The sequence below is a fragment of the Kaistella yonginensis genome, from assembly GCF_030409525.1.
GTDB classification, from domain to species: domain Bacteria; phylum Bacteroidota; class Bacteroidia; order Flavobacteriales; family Weeksellaceae; genus Kaistella; species Kaistella yonginensis.
Map to the genome: position 1 here is coordinate 40,144 of NZ_JAUFQB010000003.1, position 22,624 is coordinate 62,767.

General features: G+C 36.2%; 23 protein-coding genes and 1 other RNA gene. 11 read left to right on the plus strand and 13 right to left on the minus strand.

The window, feature by feature from the left end:
* Positions 1-24: 24 nt before the first annotated feature.
* From QWY78_RS01090 to QWY78_RS01105, 4 genes are read right to left on the minus strand one after another with little or no spacing between them, the layout of a single operon-like run.
* Entirely contained in the window at positions 25-1,182 is a 1,158-nt protein-coding gene (locus QWY78_RS01090) for a DUF4350 family protein (protein WP_290215820.1), read from the minus strand.
* A gap of 17 nt (positions 1,183-1,199) precedes the next feature.
* The gene (locus tag QWY78_RS01095; RefSeq protein WP_290215821.1) at positions 1,200-1,988 is read right to left on the minus strand and encodes a DUF4129 domain-containing protein; all 789 of its coding nucleotides are present in this window, start codon (positions 1,986-1,988) and stop codon (positions 1,200-1,202) included.
* Positions 1,978-2,946 carry a DUF4013 domain-containing protein gene (locus QWY78_RS01100; RefSeq protein WP_290215822.1) on the minus strand — a complete coding sequence of 323 codons (969 nt, stop codon included), beginning with the start codon at positions 2,944-2,946 and terminating at the stop codon, positions 1,978-1,980. Before QWY78_RS01100 ends, QWY78_RS01095 begins: the two co-directional genes overlap by 11 nt.
* Positions 2,903-3,907: a stage II sporulation protein M gene (locus tag QWY78_RS01105; RefSeq protein WP_290215823.1), complete on the minus strand. Its 1,005-nt coding sequence runs from the start codon at positions 3,905-3,907 to the stop codon at positions 2,903-2,905. The genes QWY78_RS01100 and QWY78_RS01105 overlap by 44 nt, the downstream gene beginning before the upstream one ends.
* A 22-nt stretch (positions 3,908-3,929) precedes the next feature.
* Here QWY78_RS01105 and QWY78_RS01110 point away from each other — a divergent pair, with 22 nt between their 5' ends.
* The gene (locus tag QWY78_RS01110) at positions 3,930-4,682 is read left to right on the plus strand and encodes an RDD family protein (RefSeq protein ID WP_290215824.1); all 753 of its coding nucleotides are present in this window, start codon (positions 3,930-3,932) and stop codon (positions 4,680-4,682) included.
* A gap of 237 nt (positions 4,683-4,919) precedes the next feature.
* Positions 4,920-5,210 (plus strand): GNAT family N-acetyltransferase, encoded by a 291-nt coding sequence (locus tag QWY78_RS01115; protein WP_290215825.1) that lies wholly within the window; start codon positions 4,920-4,922, stop codon positions 5,208-5,210.
* A 52-nt stretch (positions 5,211-5,262) separates the two neighbouring features.
* Here the strand turns inward: QWY78_RS01115 and speB are convergent, their stop codons facing one another.
* The gene (speB, locus tag QWY78_RS01120; RefSeq protein ID WP_290215826.1) at positions 5,263-6,117 is read right to left on the minus strand and encodes an agmatinase; all 855 of its coding nucleotides are present in this window, start codon (positions 6,115-6,117) and stop codon (positions 5,263-5,265) included.
* Between the two features lie 200 nt (positions 6,118-6,317).
* On the opposite strand from speB, the gene QWY78_RS01125 reads away from it, so the two are divergent.
* The 4 genes from QWY78_RS01125 to QWY78_RS01140 all read left to right on the plus strand — a co-directional run bounded on the left by QWY78_RS01125 (position 6,318) and on the right by QWY78_RS01140 (position 9,324).
* Positions 6,318-6,587 (plus strand): DUF2089 family protein, encoded by a 270-nt coding sequence (locus tag QWY78_RS01125; protein WP_290215827.1) that lies wholly within the window; start codon positions 6,318-6,320, stop codon positions 6,585-6,587.
* A gap of 1 nt (position 6,588) precedes the next feature.
* Entirely contained in the window at positions 6,589-7,176 is a 588-nt protein-coding gene (locus tag QWY78_RS01130) for a YIP1 family protein (protein WP_290215828.1), read from the plus strand.
* Complete coding sequence (locus tag QWY78_RS01135) at positions 7,173-8,555, plus strand: alpha/beta hydrolase family protein (RefSeq protein WP_290215829.1); 1,383 nt, start codon at positions 7,173-7,175, stop codon at positions 8,553-8,555. The genes QWY78_RS01130 and QWY78_RS01135 overlap by 4 nt, the downstream gene beginning before the upstream one ends.
* Before the next feature lie 85 nt (positions 8,556-8,640).
* Entirely contained in the window at positions 8,641-9,324 is a 684-nt protein-coding gene (locus QWY78_RS01140) for an HAD family hydrolase (protein WP_290215830.1), read from the plus strand.
* A 193-nt stretch (positions 9,325-9,517) separates the two neighbouring features.
* Here the strand turns inward: QWY78_RS01140 and QWY78_RS01145 are convergent, their stop codons facing one another.
* The 7 genes from QWY78_RS01145 to QWY78_RS01175 form a co-directional block, all read right to left on the minus strand.
* The gene (locus QWY78_RS01145) at positions 9,518-10,909 is read right to left on the minus strand and encodes a type III PLP-dependent enzyme domain-containing protein (protein ID WP_290215831.1); all 1,392 of its coding nucleotides are present in this window, start codon (positions 10,907-10,909) and stop codon (positions 9,518-9,520) included.
* 92 nt (positions 10,910-11,001) lie between these two features.
* Complete coding sequence (locus tag QWY78_RS01150; protein WP_290215832.1) at positions 11,002-11,649, minus strand: thiamine diphosphokinase; 648 nt, start codon at positions 11,647-11,649, stop codon at positions 11,002-11,004.
* Positions 11,612-12,181 (minus strand): cob(I)yrinic acid a,c-diamide adenosyltransferase, encoded by a 570-nt coding sequence (locus QWY78_RS01155; RefSeq protein ID WP_290215833.1) that lies wholly within the window; start codon positions 12,179-12,181, stop codon positions 11,612-11,614. Before QWY78_RS01155 ends, QWY78_RS01150 begins: the two co-directional genes overlap by 38 nt.
* 89 nt (positions 12,182-12,270) lie before the next feature.
* Positions 12,271-13,110, minus strand: a complete 840-nt coding sequence (locus QWY78_RS01160) for an alpha/beta hydrolase family protein (protein WP_290215834.1) — start codon at positions 13,108-13,110, stop codon at positions 12,271-12,273.
* Between the two features lie 106 nt (positions 13,111-13,216).
* Positions 13,217-14,104 carry a ribokinase gene (locus tag QWY78_RS01165; RefSeq protein ID WP_290215835.1) on the minus strand — a complete coding sequence of 296 codons (888 nt, stop codon included), beginning with the start codon at positions 14,102-14,104 and terminating at the stop codon, positions 13,217-13,219.
* A 61-nt stretch (positions 14,105-14,165) separates the two neighbouring features.
* A complete protein-coding gene (locus QWY78_RS01170) occupies positions 14,166-14,801 on the minus strand; it encodes a DUF4241 domain-containing protein (protein WP_290215836.1) in 636 nt (211 codons plus the stop codon).
* Entirely contained in the window at positions 14,798-17,419 is a 2,622-nt protein-coding gene (locus tag QWY78_RS01175; protein ID WP_290215837.1) for a valine--tRNA ligase, read from the minus strand. The genes QWY78_RS01170 and QWY78_RS01175 overlap by 4 nt, the downstream gene beginning before the upstream one ends.
* 128 nt (positions 17,420-17,547) lie before the next feature.
* Here QWY78_RS01175 and QWY78_RS01180 point away from each other — a divergent pair, with 128 nt between their 5' ends.
* Together QWY78_RS01180 and QWY78_RS01185 are read left to right on the plus strand one after the other, a co-directional pair.
* On the plus strand, positions 17,548-18,036 hold the full coding sequence (locus QWY78_RS01180) for a DUF1573 domain-containing protein (RefSeq protein WP_290215838.1): 489 nt from the start codon (positions 17,548-17,550) through the stop codon (positions 18,034-18,036).
* Between the two features lie 75 nt (positions 18,037-18,111).
* Positions 18,112-18,981: a polyphosphate kinase 2 family protein gene (locus QWY78_RS01185; protein ID WP_290215839.1), complete on the plus strand. Its 870-nt coding sequence runs from the start codon at positions 18,112-18,114 to the stop codon at positions 18,979-18,981.
* Positions 18,982-18,986: 5 nt separating this feature from the next.
* Here the strand turns inward: QWY78_RS01185 and rnpB are convergent.
* An RNA gene (gene rnpB, locus QWY78_RS01190) (RNase P RNA component class A) lies at positions 18,987-19,315 on the minus strand.
* A gap of 99 nt (positions 19,316-19,414) precedes the next feature.
* Between rnpB and QWY78_RS01195 the strand changes: the two genes are divergently transcribed.
* The 3 genes from QWY78_RS01195 (at position 19,415) to QWY78_RS01205 (ending at position 22,570) form a co-directional block, all read left to right on the plus strand.
* Positions 19,415-20,251 carry a mechanosensitive ion channel family protein gene (locus QWY78_RS01195; RefSeq protein WP_290215840.1) on the plus strand — a complete coding sequence of 279 codons (837 nt, stop codon included), beginning with the start codon at positions 19,415-19,417 and terminating at the stop codon, positions 20,249-20,251.
* 106 nt (positions 20,252-20,357) lie between these two features.
* Positions 20,358-21,989 (plus strand): T9SS type A sorting domain-containing protein, encoded by a 1,632-nt coding sequence (locus QWY78_RS01200; protein ID WP_290215841.1) that lies wholly within the window; start codon positions 20,358-20,360, stop codon positions 21,987-21,989.
* A 104-nt stretch (positions 21,990-22,093) separates the two neighbouring features.
* Positions 22,094-22,570, plus strand: coding sequence for a Dps family protein (locus tag QWY78_RS01205; protein WP_290215842.1), 477 nt, complete (start codon positions 22,094-22,096; stop codon positions 22,568-22,570).
* The last annotated feature ends 54 nt before the right edge of the window (positions 22,571-22,624 follow it).

A 22,624-nucleotide genomic window follows, 5' to 3' on the forward strand; every position in this document is an offset into this window, starting at 1 on the left:
ATTTTTATTAAAGTTGATGGGATTTTACAGCAAGATCTCATCCAATAATCTATTCATTTTTATTAAATCCTCTTTCATTACAGTGGCATAAGGGTCTTGTCCTTTCTTAATCAACACTGTTGCTTCATTTATTTTTTCGATGCTTTTTCCGGTTTTTAAATGAAGCAGATGGATGAATTTTTCATCTAAATTCTTGGTATCAATCAACAAATCCATTCTTACTCGGTTGAGGAAATACTGGGCTTTCTTCGCCATCATGTCATGGAAATCACCTTCTTGCAAATAAAGATTCCCGATGCTTTTTACAAATTCTACCGATTTATTTTTCAGAGGTTCTACGATGGGCACGATTCTTTGTTTCCGTTTCGCATTAAAAATAATGAAGAGCACAAGTCCAGCCAACAGCAACCACCACGCATAACGCAACGGCGGATTCGCTAAAATGAAACGCAATGGCGAGCGAGACTCCGCTACATTTTTATTCGCACCGGAGAACCAAACTGTTTCCCGCTCAGAAAGATAAGAAAATACATCTTGCACGTAATTTTTAGATTCCGGTTTTAGCAAATAAAAGTTGGTTACAATTAAAGGTTCTGAATGCAAGTAAAGATGCCCTCTGCCGTGCCTCATTTTAATAAAATTTGCCATTTTAGCATCGCTTTCTTCTTTTCCTAAAATTTCATCTTTCGCTTTTATGAGTTCAAACCCCATTCCTGAGGGTAATTTATCCAACTGCAAAGAATCCTGAGCAAATTTTTCATCGGTCAACTTTAACAAATTAGTCTCTTCATAACTTATTTTTGAAGTCGTAAAACTAAGAGAGTCTGTAATTTCACGATGAAAAAAATCTGAAATAATGAGCGCATCTGATCCTTCCTGTACATTTTGCAGGATTTTATTCCAAGATTCCACATCAATTTCGGACTGGACAATCAATATATTATGAGGCGGTAATTTTTGAGCTTTATAGAAATCATACGGCGAAAGATCGGTTCGCTTAACTTTATTTTGTAAAAGATGATCCACTTCTTTAGAAAAGACAAATAAGCCAAATGGTGTTTTTTCATTAACATCAAAATTCTTACGCCAATCGGTCACCTCGGATTTGCCCAATTCTAGCAACGCCAAAACCACCATCACGATGATGAAAATTAAACCATATAATTTGACTGTTTTATTCATGTTTTCCTTAAACCATATTAGATTTTAAAATTTAAAAATTTCTGCTTGAAGTTATGATAATGTTCTTCATCAACCTGGAATTCACCATACCAAACATAATCGAAAATATAAGCCAGTTCTTTGAAACCCATTTTTAATTCTTTGGTTTTTAACTCTGACAAATAATCTTTATTGGTTTTTTCAGGATTCCAGTTGATGAGTTTTTTATCAGCCAGTTTTTTCAAAACCATGAGAAACTGATACCGAATTGCGAATCGGTACTCCTGTTGACTTTCAAATTTCAGAATCGCCTCATTGAAGTTAATTTCATGGATATTTTCGTGAAGATCTTGGTTTTCAATATTAAATTTTTTATTCTTTTTGCTGAAAAAGAAATTGCCGTCTTTGCCCAACAAAAATTTAATTAAAAAATACAGTACAAAACCAATAATGATTACCGCGAAGATCCGAATAAAAATTTCTGCGTATTGCCCGGTTTTGTTTGGATCAACTTTCCCAAAAATAGATTCTAAAATTTTGCGGATTCTCTTCTGAATTTTCTCCCAGAGTGATTCTCGTGGTTTAATGGTTGTGTAATCGTATTCTGCGCCTCGGTATTTGGTCTGAAATTTTTCCTCAAAATTTTTCGGGAACACTGTATTATTGGTGGTCGGCTTTTCCAACAAAAGAGAATCGGTATAAAATTGTGGATCGTAGGAGGTTGCCGTGGAATCTTGGTAGTTGGCCAGGTCAGCCTGCGGAAGTTCCTGAGAATTTCCGGATATAAATAATACTGTAAAAATGAAGAAGAGTATCCTAAATTTCATGGGTGCCAATCGTATCGATTTCTGATAAGTCTAAATTGCGGTGAAGGTCTGTACGGCTGTCGTAATACTGCAATCCGGACATAACGAAAATAACATTAATCATCAAAAACGAAAATAAGAGCGAAACGCCGTACAGCAAAAAAATAAAAATTCCCATGGGACCTTCAAAAGGATTTTGTTGCATTTCTCCCGTCTGCGGAACGGTCATCATCCCACCAAATATAAACATCATCGGAATCATCGTGAAAATAGACGACACTGTTTGAATGATAAAATACATCACGATGGTAGAACCCCAATATTTCCAAAACGGCGATTTTTCCCGACCATTTCGATATGAAAACTGCGCTCTAATGGAATAACTTAAAGATTCGAAAAAGCCTTTTTTGGTATGTAAATAATCGAACATTAAAAAATTAACCACATTCATTAAAGCCGGCCCCATGATGATGATTAAAAAGAAACCAATCAGAATAAACATCAACACCACAGAGAGTCCAAAAACAATCATTGCCAACGGCGTTACAATAAATAACATCCCCAGGAATAGGAGTAAAAACCGTCCGACATTGCTTTTCAAATCGCTTAGAATATCATCAGCTTTGATGTCTTTATTGCCGGTCTCACTCAATCTTTTCAGATACAAAACAGGATATGAATAAGAAACCATGGTAACGGCCAAGAACAAGAAAAACACAATGCTGGAAACCAAAATGAGCATCGCTTGGTTTTCCTGAAAATAGGCTTCAAAATAATAATTCTGTCCAGCGGTATTGGATCCCATCATCTGTGCGAAAAACTCGCGATAACCCAGCACAAAAATCACAACCATCAGAATTAATAAAATCCCATTGATTAAAAGATAATTTTTAAAGTAATTTTTTCCGTGTTCTTTGAAAAAAGCAAACGTGTCGCTAATGAAGGTTCCGAAGTCCCTTTTCTGATAAAACTGCATCATGTATTTTTGTATTTTTTGCTACTAAATAAGGATAGATTAAATAATAAAATCCGATCAATGAAAGCGTCCCAAAGATGAGAAGTATATTGATAATCCCAGGCATCACCAACGCATAACGCGTGACATAACCCTCTATAATTCCCGCCACAATCGTAAAAGGAACGGTGCTTAAAAATATTTTAAAGGAATCCTTAAAACCCAATTTAAAGGAATTGAATCGCGAATAAGTTTTCGGAAACAAAATGGAAGCCCCTAAAATTAAACCCGCCATCGCTTCTACAACCATGCTGAATATTTCGAAAACGCCATGCAGCCAAATCCCACTGGCACTTTCTTTTAAGGCACCATGTTCATGAAAAAAATATTGAAAAGACCCGAGCATAATGCTGTTCTGCAACAAGGCATACAAAGTTCCGACCCCACCGAAAACTCCGTAAATAAAAAGAACGGCACCCACTTTTAAATTATTAAAAATAATAGCAATCGAAGTGCCCCAGTTAGAACCCTGCTGATAAACTCCGACCGCATTTCCTTTTTCTATATTCTCAATGGTTTTATTTACATATTCATCGCCTAAAATAATCCGAACAAATTCTTTATCGTAATACGCGGAAATAAAACCGATTAACGTAAATACAATAAAAAAACCGAAGGCATAAAACAAATACCTGCGGTAATGATGAACCAAAAGTGGCACTTCTGTTGCGAAAAACTGTCGCAAACGATTTTTTTCAGTTCTTTTGGTCTTGTAAATTCGTTGGAAAATAAGTGATGAAAGGTTGTTCAGATAAACGGTCGTTTTGCTTTTGGGATAGTAGGTCTGGGCAAATGACAAGTCATTGACCAAATTAATGTACAGTGAAGAGAGGTCATCCGGATTTTTTTTAACTTTTCCTGCGATAACCTGCTCGATTCCCAACCATTTTTCTTTATTTTGTTTGATAAATGCAACCTCTCTCATCCGATGCTAAAATAATAAAAATATGTCGCTCATTGCTATAAATACTTCACAAAATGTAAATATAAATTTCAATACCGCTAGCATTGGCGAAAGAATATTGGCCTTTTTTATCGATATTCTGATTAAGGCAGCTTATATCATCATTCTTTTTTGGTTTCTATTTAAGGTTTTTAATTTCGGGGCGTTCATTGATAGTCTCGACAATTGGTCGCAAATGGCCGTGTATATCGTTCTCACCATGCCAATTCACGTGTACACTTTGGTAAGCGAAAGTCTGATGGAAGGCCAAACCTTTGGAAAAAAAATGCTCAAAATTAAAGTCGTCAAGATTGATGGATTTCAAGCCAGTTTCGGCGACTATTTAATGCGTTGGTTTTTCCGCCTGATCGATGTTTTTTCTAATTCTGGAGTCGTTGGCTTAATCAGTATGATCGTTTCCAAAAACAACCAACGACTGGGCGACATCGCCTCCGGAACCGCCGTAATTTCACTGAAAAATAAAGTGAATATTTCCCATACCATCCTGGAAAACCTGAAGGAGGACTACATTCCACTTTTCCCGCAAGTCATTGCCCTGACTGATAACGACGTGCGAATCATTAAAGAAAATTATCAAAAAGCACTTAAAATAGATGACCGCGCCGTGGTTTCTAAACTCTCCACGAAAATCAAAGAAATCCTGAAAATTGAAGTTGATCCCACCAAAATGACGGAGCGACAATTCATCAATATCATCATCAAAGATTATAATTTCTACACGGGAAAAGATCTTTAATTTAACTCTTATGATTTAGGAAACCATTTGTCAAAGTAGAGTCTACTTTAATTTTTTATTGTTTTTTATGGCAGCGATTTCCGCCTTCCGTTCCCGCTTTTTTATTCCACTGCGTTCCATAAAAAGAGCTCCACTCAAGTCGGGCTGCAGAGCTTGCAACCTTAGGAGGTCAGTTAAAATGATAAAAACCTGTTTTCATTTATTTTCCTTAAATTTAAGCAACTAAAAAAGATTACGATGAAATACGAAAATAACAGATCCGGAAACGGCGGCGTTTTTACTTTGCATAATGAAGAAGAAGAAGTGGGCAGATTAACCTACACGATTTTCCCAGAGGAAAACAAACTCATTATTTCTTTCGTTTTGGTTCATTCAAAATTTGAAGGAAAAGGGATGGGGAAATACTTGGTCGACGAGGCCATCAAGTTTGCCCGAGAAAATGAGTGGAAAGTTTACCCACATTGCTCCTACGCGCGATCCGTGATGAGCAGAATGAAAGATGTTGATGATATTTTACTGGAGCGTTAAAATGCAAAACCCATAGAAATCTATGGGTTCACTTTTATTGGTTTCTAACTTCTTAGTTTTTGCTGATGTGATAATATGCCAACATTTTGTAGTACAATTTTGCGGCTAAGAAAGCAGTTGGTTTTGGCATTGGAGAATCCATTAATTCTACAATATCAAAAGCGACAACATTGCATTTTTCAAAAACTTTTCTCAACAGTTCCAAAGTTGGATACCATTGCAAACCGCCTGGCTCAGGCGTTCCTGTTGATGGCGCAATCGAAGGGTCAAAGGCATCTAAATCAATGGTGATATAAACATTACCAGAAACTTTTTCCAGAACTTCATTGATCCAGTTTTCATTATTTGCAATTTGGAGTGCCCAGAAACACTGTTCTTTATTCACATATTCCATTTCCTCAACATCCATAGAACGAATCCCGACTTGAACCAAATTATGTTTTTGGCTGGCTTCGTAAACTGCGCAAGCATGATTAGAAGTGGAACCATGAAAGTCAGGACGTAAATCGGTATGTGCATCCAATTGTAAAACGGTTAGATTTTCATACTTCTCACCCACCGCGCGAATGGAACCAATCGACACCGAATGTTCACCACCGAAAAGGGTAAATAATTTTCCGTCGTTCGCAAGGAGTTCTTTGGTTTTATTGTAAACCGCTTGGGTCATTGCTTCGGGCGAAGATTTTTCCGTGATTTCTCCTGCGAGATAAACGCCTTCTAAATAAGGTTCTGTAGAAGTTTCGATATCATACAATTCCATATTTTCCGAGGCATCTAAAAAAAGTTCCGGTCCTTTGTCAGCACCTTTTCCCCAAGTTGAAGTTCCATCGTAAGGAACCGTAACCAACATTACTTTTGAGGTTTCTAATTGCGCATTTTCTTCTGGAATATCTGCGTATGTTTTCATTTTATTTGAGATTTTAGATTTTTAATAAATAGAACTTCAAAGATAAATATTTCATCATGAATTTAAGATGATCATCAATTCAAATTTTATCTGTGAAAATTAATTTGACATTTATTAAACAAATATTCTTCAATATCAATATTATTTTTAACTTTGTTAAATAAATTTTTAATTTTGTTAAAATAAAAATCAAGAAAGCAATGAAAATCCCGATACTTTGTCCAAGTTGTGATAATTCACTAAATGTAAGTCAGATGAAATGTAATCATTGCGACACGACAGTCAACGGTAATTATGATCTACCGCTCTACTTACAACTAAGTCGTGAGGAGCAGGATTTTATTCTGGAGTTTTTTCTGTCCAGCGGAAGTATTAAAGAAATGGCCAAGCAAGCAGAACTCTCCTATCCGACCATGCGGAATAAAATGGATGATCTGATCCAAACCATTAACAATTTAAAAACAAACTAAGATGAACTGGAAATATGTGTTCAACCCGTTTTTAAAATTTTCTGAAAAGCAAATGTTTCTGCTTTCCCTGGTCGGACTTTTGGGTTTTGGGTTTTTCGGTTCCGTATTTGAAAGTCCGTTAATCAGCATTTTCAAAATTGCAAATGTGGAAGAAGTCAGCATCTTAAGTTCTATTTTTTACGCTGCATTAAGTTATGGCTCGGCGATCGTAATGCTTGTTATTCTAGGGAGATTTTTTAATTCAAAAACCAGAGTTGTGGATATTGTCAATACAGTCGGAATCTCGCAACTGCCCCTATTATTTGTAATGTTTATCTATAATATTCCTTTTTTTAAAAATTTTAATGAAAGAATAAGTAATTCTATCGATTTTTCTACCAGACCTCACCTGGAAATAGGGGACATTTTCACTTTGTCCATTTTTCTTGTTTTAGTATTACCTTTCCTAATTTATAGTATCGCGCTGATTTACAACGGCTTCAAAACAGCAACAAATATTAAAACCTGGCAAAATATTTCAGTTTTTGCCGGCGTCCTGATCTTATTTTTGATTATCTACCAACTAACCATTTTAAATTTGAACCTATGAAAACAAAAATTTTCTCCACCGCTTTTTTATTGATGCTGCATTTTGTATTTGCTCAAAATATTTTGGGAACCTGGTACGGAATTTTGGACATTCAAACACAAAAACTTCCACTTGTTGTTCACCTTGAAAAAGAGGGCAACAATTACAAATCGACTTTCGATAGTCCGATGCAGGGTGCGAAAGGAATTGCCGTTCAAACCACCACTTTTATTAATAATGAATTAATTCTAGATGCTTCCAATATGGGAGTCAGTTTCAAAGGAAGTTTTAATGGTGAAGTTATTGACGGAACATTTTCTCAAAACGGCATGAATATCCCCTTCGTACTTTCCCGCACAAACACGGCAGCAGTGATGAACAGACCGCAAGAACCAAAACCACCATTCAATTACGATACAACAGATATTAATTTTAAGAATGACTCCGACGGCAATTTGCTAGCAGGTACACTTGCAAGTCCAAAAAATTTCAATAAAAAAAATCCAATTCTTATAATGATCACCGGAAGTGGTGCACAGGATCGAAATGAAGAGCTGTATGGCCATAAACCTTTTTTAGTGATGTCCGATGATCTGGCAAAAAAAGGGATCGCCACTTTACGGATTGATGATCGTGGTGTAGGAGGATCTGAAAAAGGAAAAGATGGCGCTACAACAGCAGATTTTGCTACGGATATAAGTTCGGCGGTCAATTATCTTGCAAAGCAGGGTTATCAAAACATCGGTCTCATCGGTCATTCTGAAGGTGGCATGATTGCGCCAATGGTTTCCGGTGAAAATACAAAAGTCAAGTTTTTGGTTTTGCTTGCAGGTCCGGGAATCCCGATTGAAGATCTCTTACTACAGCAAACCAATGATATTGCGAAAATTTCGGGAGAAGATGATAAATCTATTGCGGTGAAAGAACTATTGAACCGAAAAATGTTTTCATACATTAAAAATTATCAAGGAGGAAACCTAAAAGATGACTTAAAAAAAATAGTTATCTCCGAACTGCAAAAATTGCCTGCAGATCAAATATCTCCGGATCAAATAGATGCCGTTGCGGAGCAGCAAACAAAACGTTTTTCTGATGGATGGTTTCGGTATTTTTTAAAATTTAATCCGGATGATTATCTATCTAAGGTTAAAATTCCTGTTTTAGCAATCAATGGAAGTTTAGATCTGCAGGTTTCTGCGAAAGAAAATTTAGCCGGAATTAAAAACTCACTGACGAAAGCAGGAAACAGAAATTTTGAAATTGTAGCGTTTAAAGGTTTAAATCACCTTTTTCAAACGGCAAAAACCGGAAACCCTTCTGAATACGGACAAATTGAAGAAACTTTTTCACCCAATGTTTTAGACAAAATAAGTTCCTGGATTTTGCAATTACAAAAATAGCACTCAACCCTTGAACCCTTTGAAAGACTGAAAGGGTTTTAAGAAAAGTAAATAATTGTTTTCCTAAATTTGTAAAAATTTTTGAATGCCATTAAAAGCAGTACTATTCGACATGGACGGTGTAATCGTTGATACCGAACCACTCCACCGAAAAGCATATTTCCAATTATTTCAGGATTTGGGAATTCATGTTTCTGAAGATTTGTACACCACTTTCACCGGCGCCTCCACCAAGAGAGTTTGCCATACGTTAATAGAAAAATATAAGTTATGTCAGTCGTACGAAGAATTGGCAATGATTAAAAGAAAATATTTCAAATATTACTTTTATCACGATGCCGAATTTAATTTAATTATGGGCGTTAAAGATTTGATTGAAAATTACTATAAAAACAGGATAAAACTTGTTGTAGCATCGTCTGCCAGCATGACCACGATTAATATGGTTTTTGAAAAATTTGAGCTGGAGAATTATTTTGTCGGAAAAATCAGTGGTGCCGATTTGAAAGAATCAAAACCGCATCCTGAAATTTTTTTATTAGCGGCAAAAATCGCAGCAGAATCTAAGGAAAATTGTATGGTGATCGAGGATTCTACCAACGGAATTATTGCTGCTCATGCTGCCGGGATTTTCTGTACGGCATATAAAAGTGAACATTCTGTGGGTCAGAATTATGATCAAGCAAACTTGGTTATCTCCGATTTTTCTGAAATTGAATTCGAGAAAATGGGGGTAATTTTTAATAGAAATGCAGGTTGTAATTTGTAAGGGGTTGGCGCGAGCGAAGCGAGCGCCAATCAGCATTTTATTAAAGCGTCCTTTGTAAAAAAACCTACGAGTTATCCTTAGCCCCGATGGAAACGGCATCCTTTTTCTTTTCACGACAGTAAAAGAAAAAGATATAGTGGACAGCGGGACCGAAAAGTAAAAAGGAGCCCCAATTCTGTGCTCCTAAATAAATTTAATATCCCAATAACTTCAAAACTTCTTCTGGCTTTTGTTCCTCCCGGAAAACCGTGTAAACAAAGTTCCCTTCTTCGTCTTTATCGATTAAAATATGTTTGGGCTGAGGCATCAAACAGTGGTGAACACCGCCGTAACCTCCGATGGTTTCCTGATAGGCTCCCGTATTGAAAAAACCGATATACAAAGGTCTGGTGTCGCTGAAAGTCGGCAAATAAATCGCATTGGTATGTTGTTCAGAATTGTAATAATCATCTGAATCACAAGTCAAACCACCCAGAAAAACACGTTCGTAGGTATCTTCCCAACGGTTGATGGGCAGCATGATAAACTTACGTGAAATCGCCCATGTATCGGGCAAAGTGGTCATGAAAGACGAGTCGATCATATTCCATTTTTCTCGGTCGTTTTGCCTTTTTTGGGAAATAATTTTATAGAGATGGCCACCACTTTCACCTACGGTAAAACTGCCAAACTCCGTGTAAATATTTGGTTCTTCAACCCCTTCTTCTAAACAGAATTTCTTGATTTGAGACACGATTTCATTCACCATATATTGGTAATCGTAATCAAAATTAAGCGACGTTTTAATTGGAAAACCACCACCGATATTGAGGGAATCAACTTCCGGTGCGATTTTTTTCAAACGGGCGTAAACGCGTAAACATTTGTACAATTCATTCCAGTAATACGCCGTGTCCTTGATTCCGGTATTGATGAAAAAGTGCAACATTTTTAATCTCGCATTGGGGTGTTCTGCAATTTTCTGGCTGTAGTAGGGAATAATATCTTTGTAACCGATTCCCAATCTAGAGGTATAAAATTCAAATTTCGGCTCCTCTTCAGCCGCAATTCTTATCCCGATATTAAATTTGCAATCGATGCTTTCCGTCAATTTATCTAACTCCCGATAATTATCTAAAATCGGGGTAATATTTTCGAAACCGTGATTTATTAAATCAGAAATTTTCGCCAAATAATCATCGGTTTTAAAACCGTTGCATATCACTTCTACGTTTTTATCAAACTTACCTTTGTCGTAAAGGGATTTTACAATATCGATATCGTAGGCTGAAGACGTTTCCAAAGAAATATCATTTTTAAGCGCTTCTTCTAAAACAAATGCAAAATGACTGGATTTTGTGCAGTAGCAGTACCGGTAGCTTTTTGTGTAATCATTGATTTCAAAAGCTTCTTTGAACCACGCTTTTGCGCGTTGAATATTCATTGAAATTTTTGGCAGATAATTAAATTTCAAAGGAGTACCAAACTGCTCAATCACTTCCATTAAAGGAATATCGTGAAATTGAAGAATATTTTCCGCCACATTAAATTCTTCGGTAGGGAAATACAAAGTTTGGTCAATAAGTTCTGAATATTTAATCTTCATTTTTAGGAAAAAGTATAAGTGTTTTGAGTTTGCAAAGTTGAGAAAAATAGTTGGGTTTCTATTTTAAAATTCCGTTAAAATTCCGTGAAATCTTAATTCCCGATAAAGACGACCAAATTTCCAGTGTCGAATTCAATGGTCACGCTATTTTCTTGGGCGAAATTTCGGGTTCCGATTCTATTGGTTATTTCTAAATTCTCTTTAATTAAAGACCATTTCAGACCCTTTGTTGTAATATTTTCTGCCTTCGGGAACGGATATAAAGAGATTAATTTATTTTTTACATCGTTTAAAACTAAGATATTCGGTGCGAAAAAATAGTGCGAATGGTCATCAAAAAAAGTAATTTTTAAATCGTCTTTAAAAATAAAAGCTACCGTGAGATTTCCTAAAAAATGATCCATTTCTCCACCGCTCCCACCGTAAACATCTACTTCTTTATAACCTCTTTCTTTGATGATTTCCAGTGATTTCTCGAAATCAGTTTTATTTTGATCTGGAGTGAAAATAAATTTCTCGTGATAAATAGTCTCATCTTTTCCCGAATGAGAATCGAAATCTCCTGAAATAAAATCGAGTTTTTCAAGCGGAAAACCTTTCTCTTTTAAATAATGAAAAGCACCATCGGAACAGGCAATCAAAGAATAATTAATAGTGTCGGGAAGATTTTCTGGTGGAACTCCATTAATGAAAAGAAGCGCTTTATCGGTCATTTGGATTCCAATATTCTTCGGTTTCATTATTCAGTTTTGAAACATAACGTGCTAAAACAAATAAGTAATCAGAAAGTCGGTTCAAATATTTAATCAATTCTGGGCGAACTTCTTCTTTTTCATTCAGGAAGACCAAGCTTCGCTCTGCGCGCCGACATACCGTTCTGCAAACATGAAGTGAAGTTGCCGAACGACCACCACCAGGAAGAATGAAGTATTGAAGGGGTTTTAATTCTTTTTCAAACGCATCCATCCAATGTTCTAATTCTTCAATTTCTTTATCAGTAATCATCAAAGCCAAGCGGGATTTTCCGTTGGCTAAAGTTAATTTATCCGTTGGAGTCGCAGATTCCGAACCAAGCGTAAATAAATCGAACTGAATTTTCTTCAATTGATTTAAAACATGCTCGTCTTTAACTTCACTTTTTGCCACTCCGATAAAAGAATTTAACTCATCGATGGTTCCATAAGATTCAACTCTTGCGGATGCTTTGGAAACACGGGCTCCGCCGTAAAGTGCAGTTTCTCCTTTGTCGCCGGTTTTGGTATATATTTTCATTGAATTTTCTTTGAGGTAAATTTAATGATTTTAAAACCGTTGCATCAAATGAAAATGAAATTCATTTCTATTAAGAAATTTGAATCGATCTATAATTCATCAAATACGACCTTCCACAAGATTTTATTATACGTTCTAAAAAAATTAATATGTCCAATTTCCTGTTTTTCAGATTCAGAAATTTTAACTTCTCTAAATCGTTTATTCAGGTTGGGATACACTGTTTTCATTAAACTGTTCATGCCTTTATCTGTCACCCAAGTGTCGTCTTCCGCATGGATGATGAAGGTTTCTTGCGTTAAGTTTTTAGAAAAATCACTATCAATTTTCTCATACAGTTTGCTGGTGGATTTATTGTTTAAAATTAAAGTCTGCCAATCGTAGGCAACTCCTTTGGGCAAAGATTCTCCCAGACCAAAACGATGAGCGGGGAAATAACCAAAAAATTGAGTCATCACCGGAAGAGCCAAGCCGAAACCGAATAACGCGGTTACGGCCACTTTAAATTTCAGATTTTTAAGCGTGGCATCCTGCGTGGCCACAAAAACGAATTTCTTAAAAATCCTCGAATCTTCATTCATCCCAAGAATTAACGCACCCACGGAATGACCCAAACAAAATTTGGTGTAATCAGGATAATCCTTTTGAATAAAATCAGTTAAAGTTTTGAAATCTATCGCTCCCCAAATCCTCATGGTTGCTACAAATCCCTTCATTTTTTTCGGCTTAGATTCGCCAATTCCGCGGTAGTCGTAGGTAAGGACTGTAAATCCGTTTTCCGCCATATATTTAGCAAAAGAAAAGTAGATCTGTTGTTTTACGCCAGTTGCTGAATTGATGAGCAGTAATTTTCCGTTAGAAGTTATCGGTTCAAAAATTTTTACCGCAAGTGGAAATTGGTCGGGTGTTTTTAAGGTCAGTTCTTTCATTTCATAAAAATTCCACTTGTAAATAAGTGGAATTATTTTTTTAAAAATATTAATTTTAAAGGTACTAAAAAAGAAAAACCGATATGCTCAATATAGCATTCTTGATTTATACAATATCTTTAAGGTACGGAAGTCCACTTTGTGAACCTCGATTTTTAGTCACTTTCAAAGAAACATCGTTTCCGAATTTTACACAATTATCAATGGTATTTTGGTGGCAAAGTGCCACGGCAAATCCAGCGGTAAATGCGTCGCCCATACCCATTTTATGTAGTACAGAATCGTGATCGTTGCGGTAATATTTCATTTCGGCACCATTAAAATAGGTGGTGGAGTTGGTATCGTCTCTTACAAATAATTTATTCGGATACTTTCGTAAGATTTGCTCTCTCGGTTCATCTCCAAAGATGATTGAAAGTTCGTTACTTTTGGCAACAATGAAAGCCGCGTTATCGATAACATCTTGGGAAAGTTTCTTTGCTGGCGAGGCATAAATTCCCATTTTATTTCCATTTATTTTAACCAATTGTGCGGTGTATTCTATAACATCCATAGGGATTTCAAGTTGGACAAGCACCAAATCAGCTGTAGTAAAAAACTTTTCTGCATCTGCCACATTTTGTGGTTTTAAGCAATAGTTAGAAGCAGGAACTACGACAATAGAATTCACTCCTTTTGCCGCGACCACGTACGCGGTGCCAGTATCAGCTTCCTGAGTTTCGATCACGTACCCTATATTCACTCCTTCATCAACTAAATTCCGTAAAATTTGCTGCCCGAAGGGATCCATCCCAACAGCTCCAATAAAGTATACACTTGCTCCTAATCTGGATGTTGCGACCGCTTGATTGGCACCTTTCCCGCCAAAAAAACTTTCTGATTTTTCAGCCATAACCGTTTCATTAGGCTGTGGAAGGTTGGCGGTATTCAAAACTAAATCTATAGATGAACTACCAATTACAATAATTTTCGGCTGTTCGGAAGTTATATTCATTGTGTGTATTAGTTATCTTTCAAATGTACTTAAATATGAAAGGATTAAGAACGATTTTAATTTAATTAATTTCTATGAGTTCACAAACTACTTTTACAGGGACATTTTGCTCATCAAAACCGATATAACTGGCATAGAATCCTTCACCGTAGCCGGTTTCAAACGCAAAAATATTTCCAGATTTATCTTCATTCGGTTTTAAAAAAGCATATTGGTTAATTGCTCCCTCTTCTTGAAAAAAGTGCTCGTGAAAAAATTCTTCATAAATTCCCATGAAATCATCTCCTTTCCGCTTGAACAAATGTTGTTCCAACAAGTTCAGATTTTGCTGCGTTTCAAAATCCATCAAACATCCCATTCCACTTTCTACCGGAAAACCAAAGATTTCGCCCTCCTGCAAGTTACCGGTATTTTGTCCTTCTGAAGTAGCGAGTTTCCAACTTGCAATTTCAGAATTGCTAAACACGATTTCTACATAGGCTATACAGTTGCTATCAATTTCTTTATGAACCAAAACGGGGAAATTTCCTAGCGGAAAATCCGTCGTAAAAGCAGGCATTTCGCTGGTAATAAGCGGATCGCTGACTGCCAGTTTTCCAGATGTAAGTGTGATATCTCCTGCTTCAAAAGATTCGACGAGCGGACTTTCTACAAAATTTCTATCAAATAGTTTTTTAATATTTTCAATGTGGATCATGATAATGTTTTCAGTTTTTCTTCGAGCAAGATTAATTTATCCTCGGCATCTTTTTTCTTTTTCAATTCATTATCAACTACTTGCTGAGGCGCTCCTGCCATAAACTTTTCGTTGGATAATTTTTTATCTACAGACATCATAAAACCTTTTAGATATTTGATTTCTTCTTCAGTTTTAATTTTTTCTTCGCCTAAATCTAAGTTCTCACTTAAAGGAATTGAAACTTCCGTTCCTCCAATTAAGAAAGAGAACGTCGGTTTATCTGTTTTTTCAGCGAAATAAATCTGCTCAATATTGGCTAGTTTTTTAACTAAATTTTCATTGTCAAAAGAAACTGCATTGGTAAAAACCTCTACACTTTCACGTGGCGAAATACCTTTGCTCTGGCGGTAATTACGTACCCCGGAAATCAGTTCTTTAGAAATTTCAAACTGCTTTATTAGGTCCGAATTGTAAGGCTGCACCTTTCTTTGCTGGGCAATAACCAAAGCGTTTTCTATGGAACGCTCAGAGATATTCTGCCATAATTCTTCCGACAGAAACGGCATAAATGGATGCAGCAATTTCATTAATTCCTCGAAATATTGAATCGTACGATCATAAACCTCGGTGGAAATCGCTTCTCCATAATTGGGTTTAATGGCTTCTAAATACCATGAACAAAAATCATCCCAAATCAATTTATACACCAAATGGAGCGCATCGGAAATTCTAAATTTGTCGAATTGGTCTGCAATTTCCGCGATGGTTTTATCCATTTGGTTTCCGAACCAATCGATGGCTTGCCGATCAGCTTTATTCGCTTTAATCGCATCATCTTTTTTCCAACCTTGAATGAGTTTATTGGAGTTCCAGATTTTGGTTGCGAAATTTCTTCCCTGCAACATTAATTCTTCATCGAAAAGCAAATCGTTTCCAGCAGCAGAACTCAATAAAATTCCGACGCGAACACCGTCTGCTCCATATTTCTCAATCAACTCAATTGGATCGGGAGAATTTCCGAGTGATTTCGACATTTTACGTCTTTGCTTATCACGCACAATTCCGGTGAAGTATACATTTTTAAAAGGAACTTCTTTTCGGTATTCAATTCCCGCCATAATCATGCGGGCTACCCAGAAAAAGATAATATCCGGTCCGGTCACCAAATCAGAAGTTGGATAATAGTAATTGATATCTGTATTTTCAGGATCCGAAATACCGTCGAAAACAGACATTGGCCACAACCAAGAAGAAAACCAAGTATCAAGTGCGTCTTCATCCTGACGAAGATCTGAGATTTTTAGATCCGAAATTTGAGATTTTTCTTTTGCTAAAATTAAAGCTTCTTCGATTGTTTCTGCAACAACGAAATCATCCTCGCCCCGACCATAAAAATAAGCTGGAATTTGCTGCCCCCACCATAGTTGTCGTGAGATATTCCAATCGCGGATGTTTTCCATCCAATGTTTATAAGTGTTCTTGAATTTTTCCGGGTGAAATTTCACCTCATCATTCATCACCACCTCCAAAGCAGGTTTTGCCAGTTCAGACATTTTTAAAAACCACTGCACCGAAACTTTAGGTTCTATGACTGCACCGGTTCTTTCCGATGTTCCAACTTTATTTACGTAATCTTCTGCTTTTAACAACAGGTTATTTTGCTCTAATTCTTTCACAATTTCTTTTCGAACGACAAATCGATTTTTACCCGCGTAATGTAAACCGTGATCATTCAAATTAGCATCATCATCCAAAGAATCAATCATCGCTAAACCATGACGTTTACCGATCTCGTAGTCATTGGTGTCGTGAGCTGGCGTAATTTTTAAGGCGCCCGTTCCGAACTCAATATCCACATAATCATCTTCAATAATGGGAATCAATCTGTTGACAATCGGGACTATTACCTTTTTCCCTTTTAAATGAGCATATCTTTCATCATTCGGATTGATACAAAGCGCAGTATCCCCGAAAATCGTTTCCGGGCGGGTTGTTGCGACGGAAAGGAATTCCTCAGTTCCTTCTATTTTATATTTTAAATAAAACAGTTTCCCATTTTGCTCTTTGAAAATAACTTCTTCATCAGAAATATTGGTTTTGGCTTCAGGATCCCAATTGACCATTCGGTAGCCTCTGTAAATGAGCCCTTTTTTATATAAGTCAATAAAAGATTTCACGACCTGCTGAGAGAGTTTTGGTTCTAGCGTAAAGCGGGTTCGCTCCCAGTCGCAAGAACATCCTAGTTTCTTCAATTGCTCCAAAATGGTTCCGCCGTATTTATCAGTCCAATCCCAGGCGTGCTTTAAAAATTCTTCCCGCGACAAATCTGCTTTATTGATGCCTTCTTCTTTCAATTTGGCTACCACTTTCGCTTCTGTTGCGATTGATGCATGATCAGTTCCTGGCACCCAGCAGGCATTAAAACCTTGCATTCTGGCTCTACGAACCAAAATATCTTGAATGGTATTATTCAACATGTGGCCCATGTGTAGGATGCCGGTCACATTGGGTGGTGGGATTACGATGGTATAAGGTGGTTTCTCGTTGGGTTCGGAATGAAAATAATGATGTTTCAGCCAGAAATCATACCATTTCTGTTCTGTTTCGTGGGGTGTATATTTTTCTGAAATCTGCATATAATATATCTTTGACTTAATAGCTGCAAAAATAGGGAAATAAAAAAAATTGACCGTGTTATTAAAATTATTTTTAACTTTGTTTGTTAAATTCAATCAAATAACCACTTTATAAAAATTTAAACAAAATGAAAAAAATTTTTGCAGGCTTATTTTTAGCCGGATCTTTCGCCTTAGCTTCTGCACAGACCATCTCTTTTGACAAAACCACTTACGATTACGGAAAAGTTAAAGTGGGCGCAGACGGACATCGCTTTTTCACTGTTAAAAACACAGGAGACAAACCTTTAATTATATCAAGAGTTCAGGCATCTTGTGGATGTACGACGCCAGAATGGAGCCAAGACCCAATTATGCCAGGAAAAACTGCACAGTTAAAAGTGGGTTACAACACTACATTGGTGGGTCCATTTTCAAAAATCATCGAAGTATATTCTAATGATGCTGCCAACAGCAGATCGGTTATTACGATTAAAGGTGATGTGAATGATAGCGTTGCCACTTCAAATGAATCGATTGCTCCACAACAAGCAGTGCAAGTTGAAGCTGCAGTACAATCTGCAAAAGCACAACCTGCCGCAAAAAAGCCGGCCCCTAAAAAACTAGAGGCGATGTAATCTTATTAACAGATAAAAAATTAAATCATTTCAGCAGTGAAATGATTTTTTTATTTTAGTACAAATATTAAACTTATGGATTTAGATTTTAGTGATGATTTTATCGTACAAGACAAATTCTCTATGAGAAATTTCTCAACGGAATATGAGGGAAATCTCTCGAAAAATGAGGAAAAAAAAATGCTGGTCGAAGAACAGGAAAAACTGCGAGAACTGCAGCAAAGATTATATAGCGATGGCAGCAAATCAATTTTGATTGTATTACAAGCGATGGATGCTGCGGGGAAAGATTCGCTTATCAAACATGTTTTTGGCGGTGTAAATCCACAGGGTTGCGAGGTTCATAGTTTCAAAACGCCAAGTTCGAAAGAATATGATCATGATTTTCTTTGGCGTCATTATATCGCGCTGCCAGAAAAGGGTAAAATTGGAATTTTTAATAGAAGTCATTATGAAAGTGTTTTAGTTTGCAAGGTTCATCCTGAATATAACCTTAATGAAAAAGTCTGGAAAGATGTTGATGATTTTGATGATGAATTCTGGGAAAACCGGTACGAAAGCATTAGAAACTTTGAAAAACATCTGGCAAACAACGGAACTACAATTGTGAAAATATTCTTGAATGTTTCCCAAGAAGAGCAGAAAAAAAGATTTCTCGACCGCATTAACGAACCCGATAAGAATTGGAAATTTGCGGCTTCAGATCTCTCAGAAAGAGCGCTTTGGCCTGATTATATGAAAGCGTATGAGGAAGCAATTAATGAAACTTCAAAAGAATACGCGCCTTGGTATGTTATTCCTGCTGATAACAAATGGTTTGCAAGAGTTGCTGCAATTCAAATTATCATCGACACCATGGAAAAAATGGATTTAAAATATCCAACACTTTCAGAAAAAGAGACCAACGCTCTAGCTGAGGCAAAGAAACAACTGGAAAAGGACTAAAAAAACCCACAAGAAAAACGATAAGCCGGATTCTGTTTTCTGACCGAAGTCAAAATGCCTGTTATTTATCTACGCTTTACATTGCTGCAAAGCTTGAGCTGTTTACCCCTCGGTTTTTGGAGCGAGCCACTCCTATCTCGACGAATCGAGAAATCCGATATACTTAACATTGCACCGCAAAGAGTTTACCTGGTTTCACTATAAATTAATATACATACTTTCTGTTGCACTGGTCCTGATCTCGCGACCGACGGATGTTATCCGCTTTGCTGCCCTATGGTGTCCGGACTTTCCTACCTCCGCTGGAGCGGAAATCAACAAGCCATTTTTCTTGTGGACTGCAAATATACATAAAGTTGAAAATCTAGAGTGCCATTTTTTTGGAAAGAAATTTGCAGGCATGACCCCTAAATTATATTAATATCTTTGATTTATGAATTACTTTGAAATTATTTTAGCTGTACTTGACCGTTGGTATAAAAGTTTTGCACAGGCAACACCAAAACTTGCAGTCGGAATATTGGTTTTCCTGTTTTTTTTAACCATGAGTTCATACCTAAGCAAACTGTCGGTAAAGATTTTTCATCGCTTTTTTCCGAAAAGCAAAAACAACTCTATTGTCACTTTAATTAAAGTTTTTAAATTTCTTATTATTTTATCCGGTGCATTTATCTCCTTTGAAATAATGGGACTTGGTGGATTTGTTTTAAAGTTCATTGGAAGTTTAGGAGTTGCTGGTGTGGTCGCTGGTGTGGCATTGAAAGATCTGGTATCATCAATGTTTTCTGGTGCTTTGGTTGGAATTGATAAATCATTTGCGCCTGGTGATTATGTTTCGATTAAGGACGTGACAGGGGTGGTAGAAAAGATCGGATTTTTGACTACCAAAATCATCACTGATGAAGGTAAAAAAGTTTTTGTGCCCAATCAATTAATTTTCAGCGCGCCATTTACCAACTATTCCTCTTCCGGACAGCGAAAAGTTTTTTTGGATTTACAAGTTTCAGCGACTCAAGATTTAGAGAAAACAATACAAGTTATATTGGACGAAATTAAAAGCTTCGATTTTACGGATCATTTGGATGAGGCTCAAGTCATTATTCTTAAACAATCATTTGGTGTTTTTTATTTTCAAGCGCGGTTCTTTATGAAAAGCGGGGAAAATATTATGAAAGTAAAAAGTGAAGCATTGCTTAAACTGAAAACCAAATTAGAAGAAGCGGGTGTAGAACTCGCTACCCAAATGAAAATTGATACAACAGGCTTATAGCGTAAAATTTAGTTTTTAAAGAGAAATGGAACTGGTAAATTTTGCTGAAAATTTTATAAATCAACTTTTAGCATATATTTGTATTCTCTAAAAATCTAAAAACGCAGTGAAAAAACTTTTATTTTTTATTCTTATCTCAACTTATACCTTTGGACAAAGCTGGAGTATTTCTTTTGCTGAAAGATCCGCTTTGGTCAATTTGTTTAATACGACCAATGGTGAACATTGGAGTGTAAAATGGGATTTAAATAAAGACCCTCGGTATTGGTTTGGCATTAAAATTAAAAACGGAACAGTAAGAGAAATTAATCTGAGCGGCAATGCTTTGCAAGGCAACTTCCCTGTATCGCTTGCTGGTTTTTCAAAACTCGAAAAGCTTGATTTGAGTTCTAACCAGCTATCTGGTGAGGTATCAACTGCAATATCTGGCTTAACCACTTTGGTTCGATTAGACCTTAGCAATAACAGGTTGACGGGTGATCCAACAGCAGCGCTACTAACTCTTTCAAACCTGAAGGAGATGTCAGTTGGAAATAACGAATTTATCTTTGCTGACATTGAAACCCTTTTGCAAAACTTTCCGAATATTGAAGTACTCGACTTGTCGCACACTGGATTAACTGCAGTGCCACAAAAAATTTCTACTTTAACAAAGCTAAAAGCACTTAATTTAAGCAACAATTCGATTTCGCAAAACGTCAATCCGCTATCCACCTTATTGAATCTGAAAGAATTAAACCTTTCCGGAAATCAATTAGCAGAATTGCCAACAGAATTATCTGCGCTAACTCAATTAATATCTCTTAACCTAAGCAACAATGCAATTTCAGCACATACAACCGGATCTTTAGGCCAATTGAAGAATTTAGAATGGTTGTCTTTTGCGGGAAACCAAATGATAAATTTCCCACCACAACTTTCACAATTAGCAGCATTAATTCATCTAAATCTTTCTGACAATAAAATTTCCAGTGGATTTGAAACCATCGTTGGTTTACAAAATCTAGAACAAATCTATTTGGACAAGAATTTAATTACAGGTGATTTTCCCAATGCACTGCTTCAACTAAAAAAATTGCAAATGATCTCCTTAAATGGAAATCAACTTTCCGGTGAAATCCCAGAAACCATTCCCGCCTTAACCTTTATTGATAACAATCGATATACGAAACAAGACCTTAAAACATTTTTATTAAAAAATCAGCCACGAACAGATTTCATTTATTCACCGCAACGATATGATGAGCCGAAAACAGTTTTTGCAAGTCTCGGAAATCCCGCGACCTTAACGCAATCACTTTCAGGCGAAGAATACCAATTTGCTTGGTTTAAAAACCTAGACCAAAGAACCCCTGTTCAGTCCGAAAACTACTATATCAGCAGTATTGAAGATGAAGATTATACAAAATACACCTGTGAAGCATACTATTTTGAAGTTCTACCAAATGAATTGATCGAGCTTTCTTTCTTCCGTGAACCTGTTACCATCGAAAAATCATTAAAAACTGCCGAGGTGAATACCGACTTAACCATATATCCAAATCCGGCAACAGATGTGATCAATATCAGAACCTACAAGTTAAATATTGAAAAGGTGTTTATTTTTGATTTAAGTGGGAAATTAATTATGACCGAGACCTCCAAAAAAATCAATATTAATCATTTACCATCTGCAACTTATATTATTTCTATTAAAACTTCTGAGGGCCTGAAATCCTTTAAGTTTATCAAAATTTAATTGTTCTTATGAATCACAACTAATGATTTGAATAGTTTTCATCAATCAATAAGTTGAGCAATTCCGCTCTCTATTAATTACCTTTGATTTTAATAAAAAAGATTATGAACAATTCAAAAATCATCGGTTTAAGCGAAACCGATTGTCAACAGATTTCCGCACAATTAAATATCCTTTTAGCAAATTATTCTATATTTTATCAAAATACCAGAGGCGCACATTGGAATATTAAAGGTGAAAAATTTTTTACGCTTCATCCTAAATTTGAAGAATTATATGATAATCTCGTCTTGAAAATAGATGAAATTGCAGAAAGAATTCTAACTTTAGGTTTCACCCCAAACCATAATTATTCAGAATATTTAAGTCTGTCAATCATCAAAGAAAGCAAAGAAGTTTCCGATGCAAACAAAGCGGTAGAAAACATCCTTGCCTCCTTTAAAATCGTGATTGATTTGCAAAGAGAAATCCTAGACCGAACTGAAAAAGCAGGCGATGCCGGGACCAATTCTCAAATGAGTGATTATATTACCGAGCAGGAAAAAGAAGTTTGGATGTACAACTCCTATCTTGGAAAGTAAGTCATAAAATACTATTAAATTTAAAAATCGCCCTTTATTAGGCGATTTTTTATT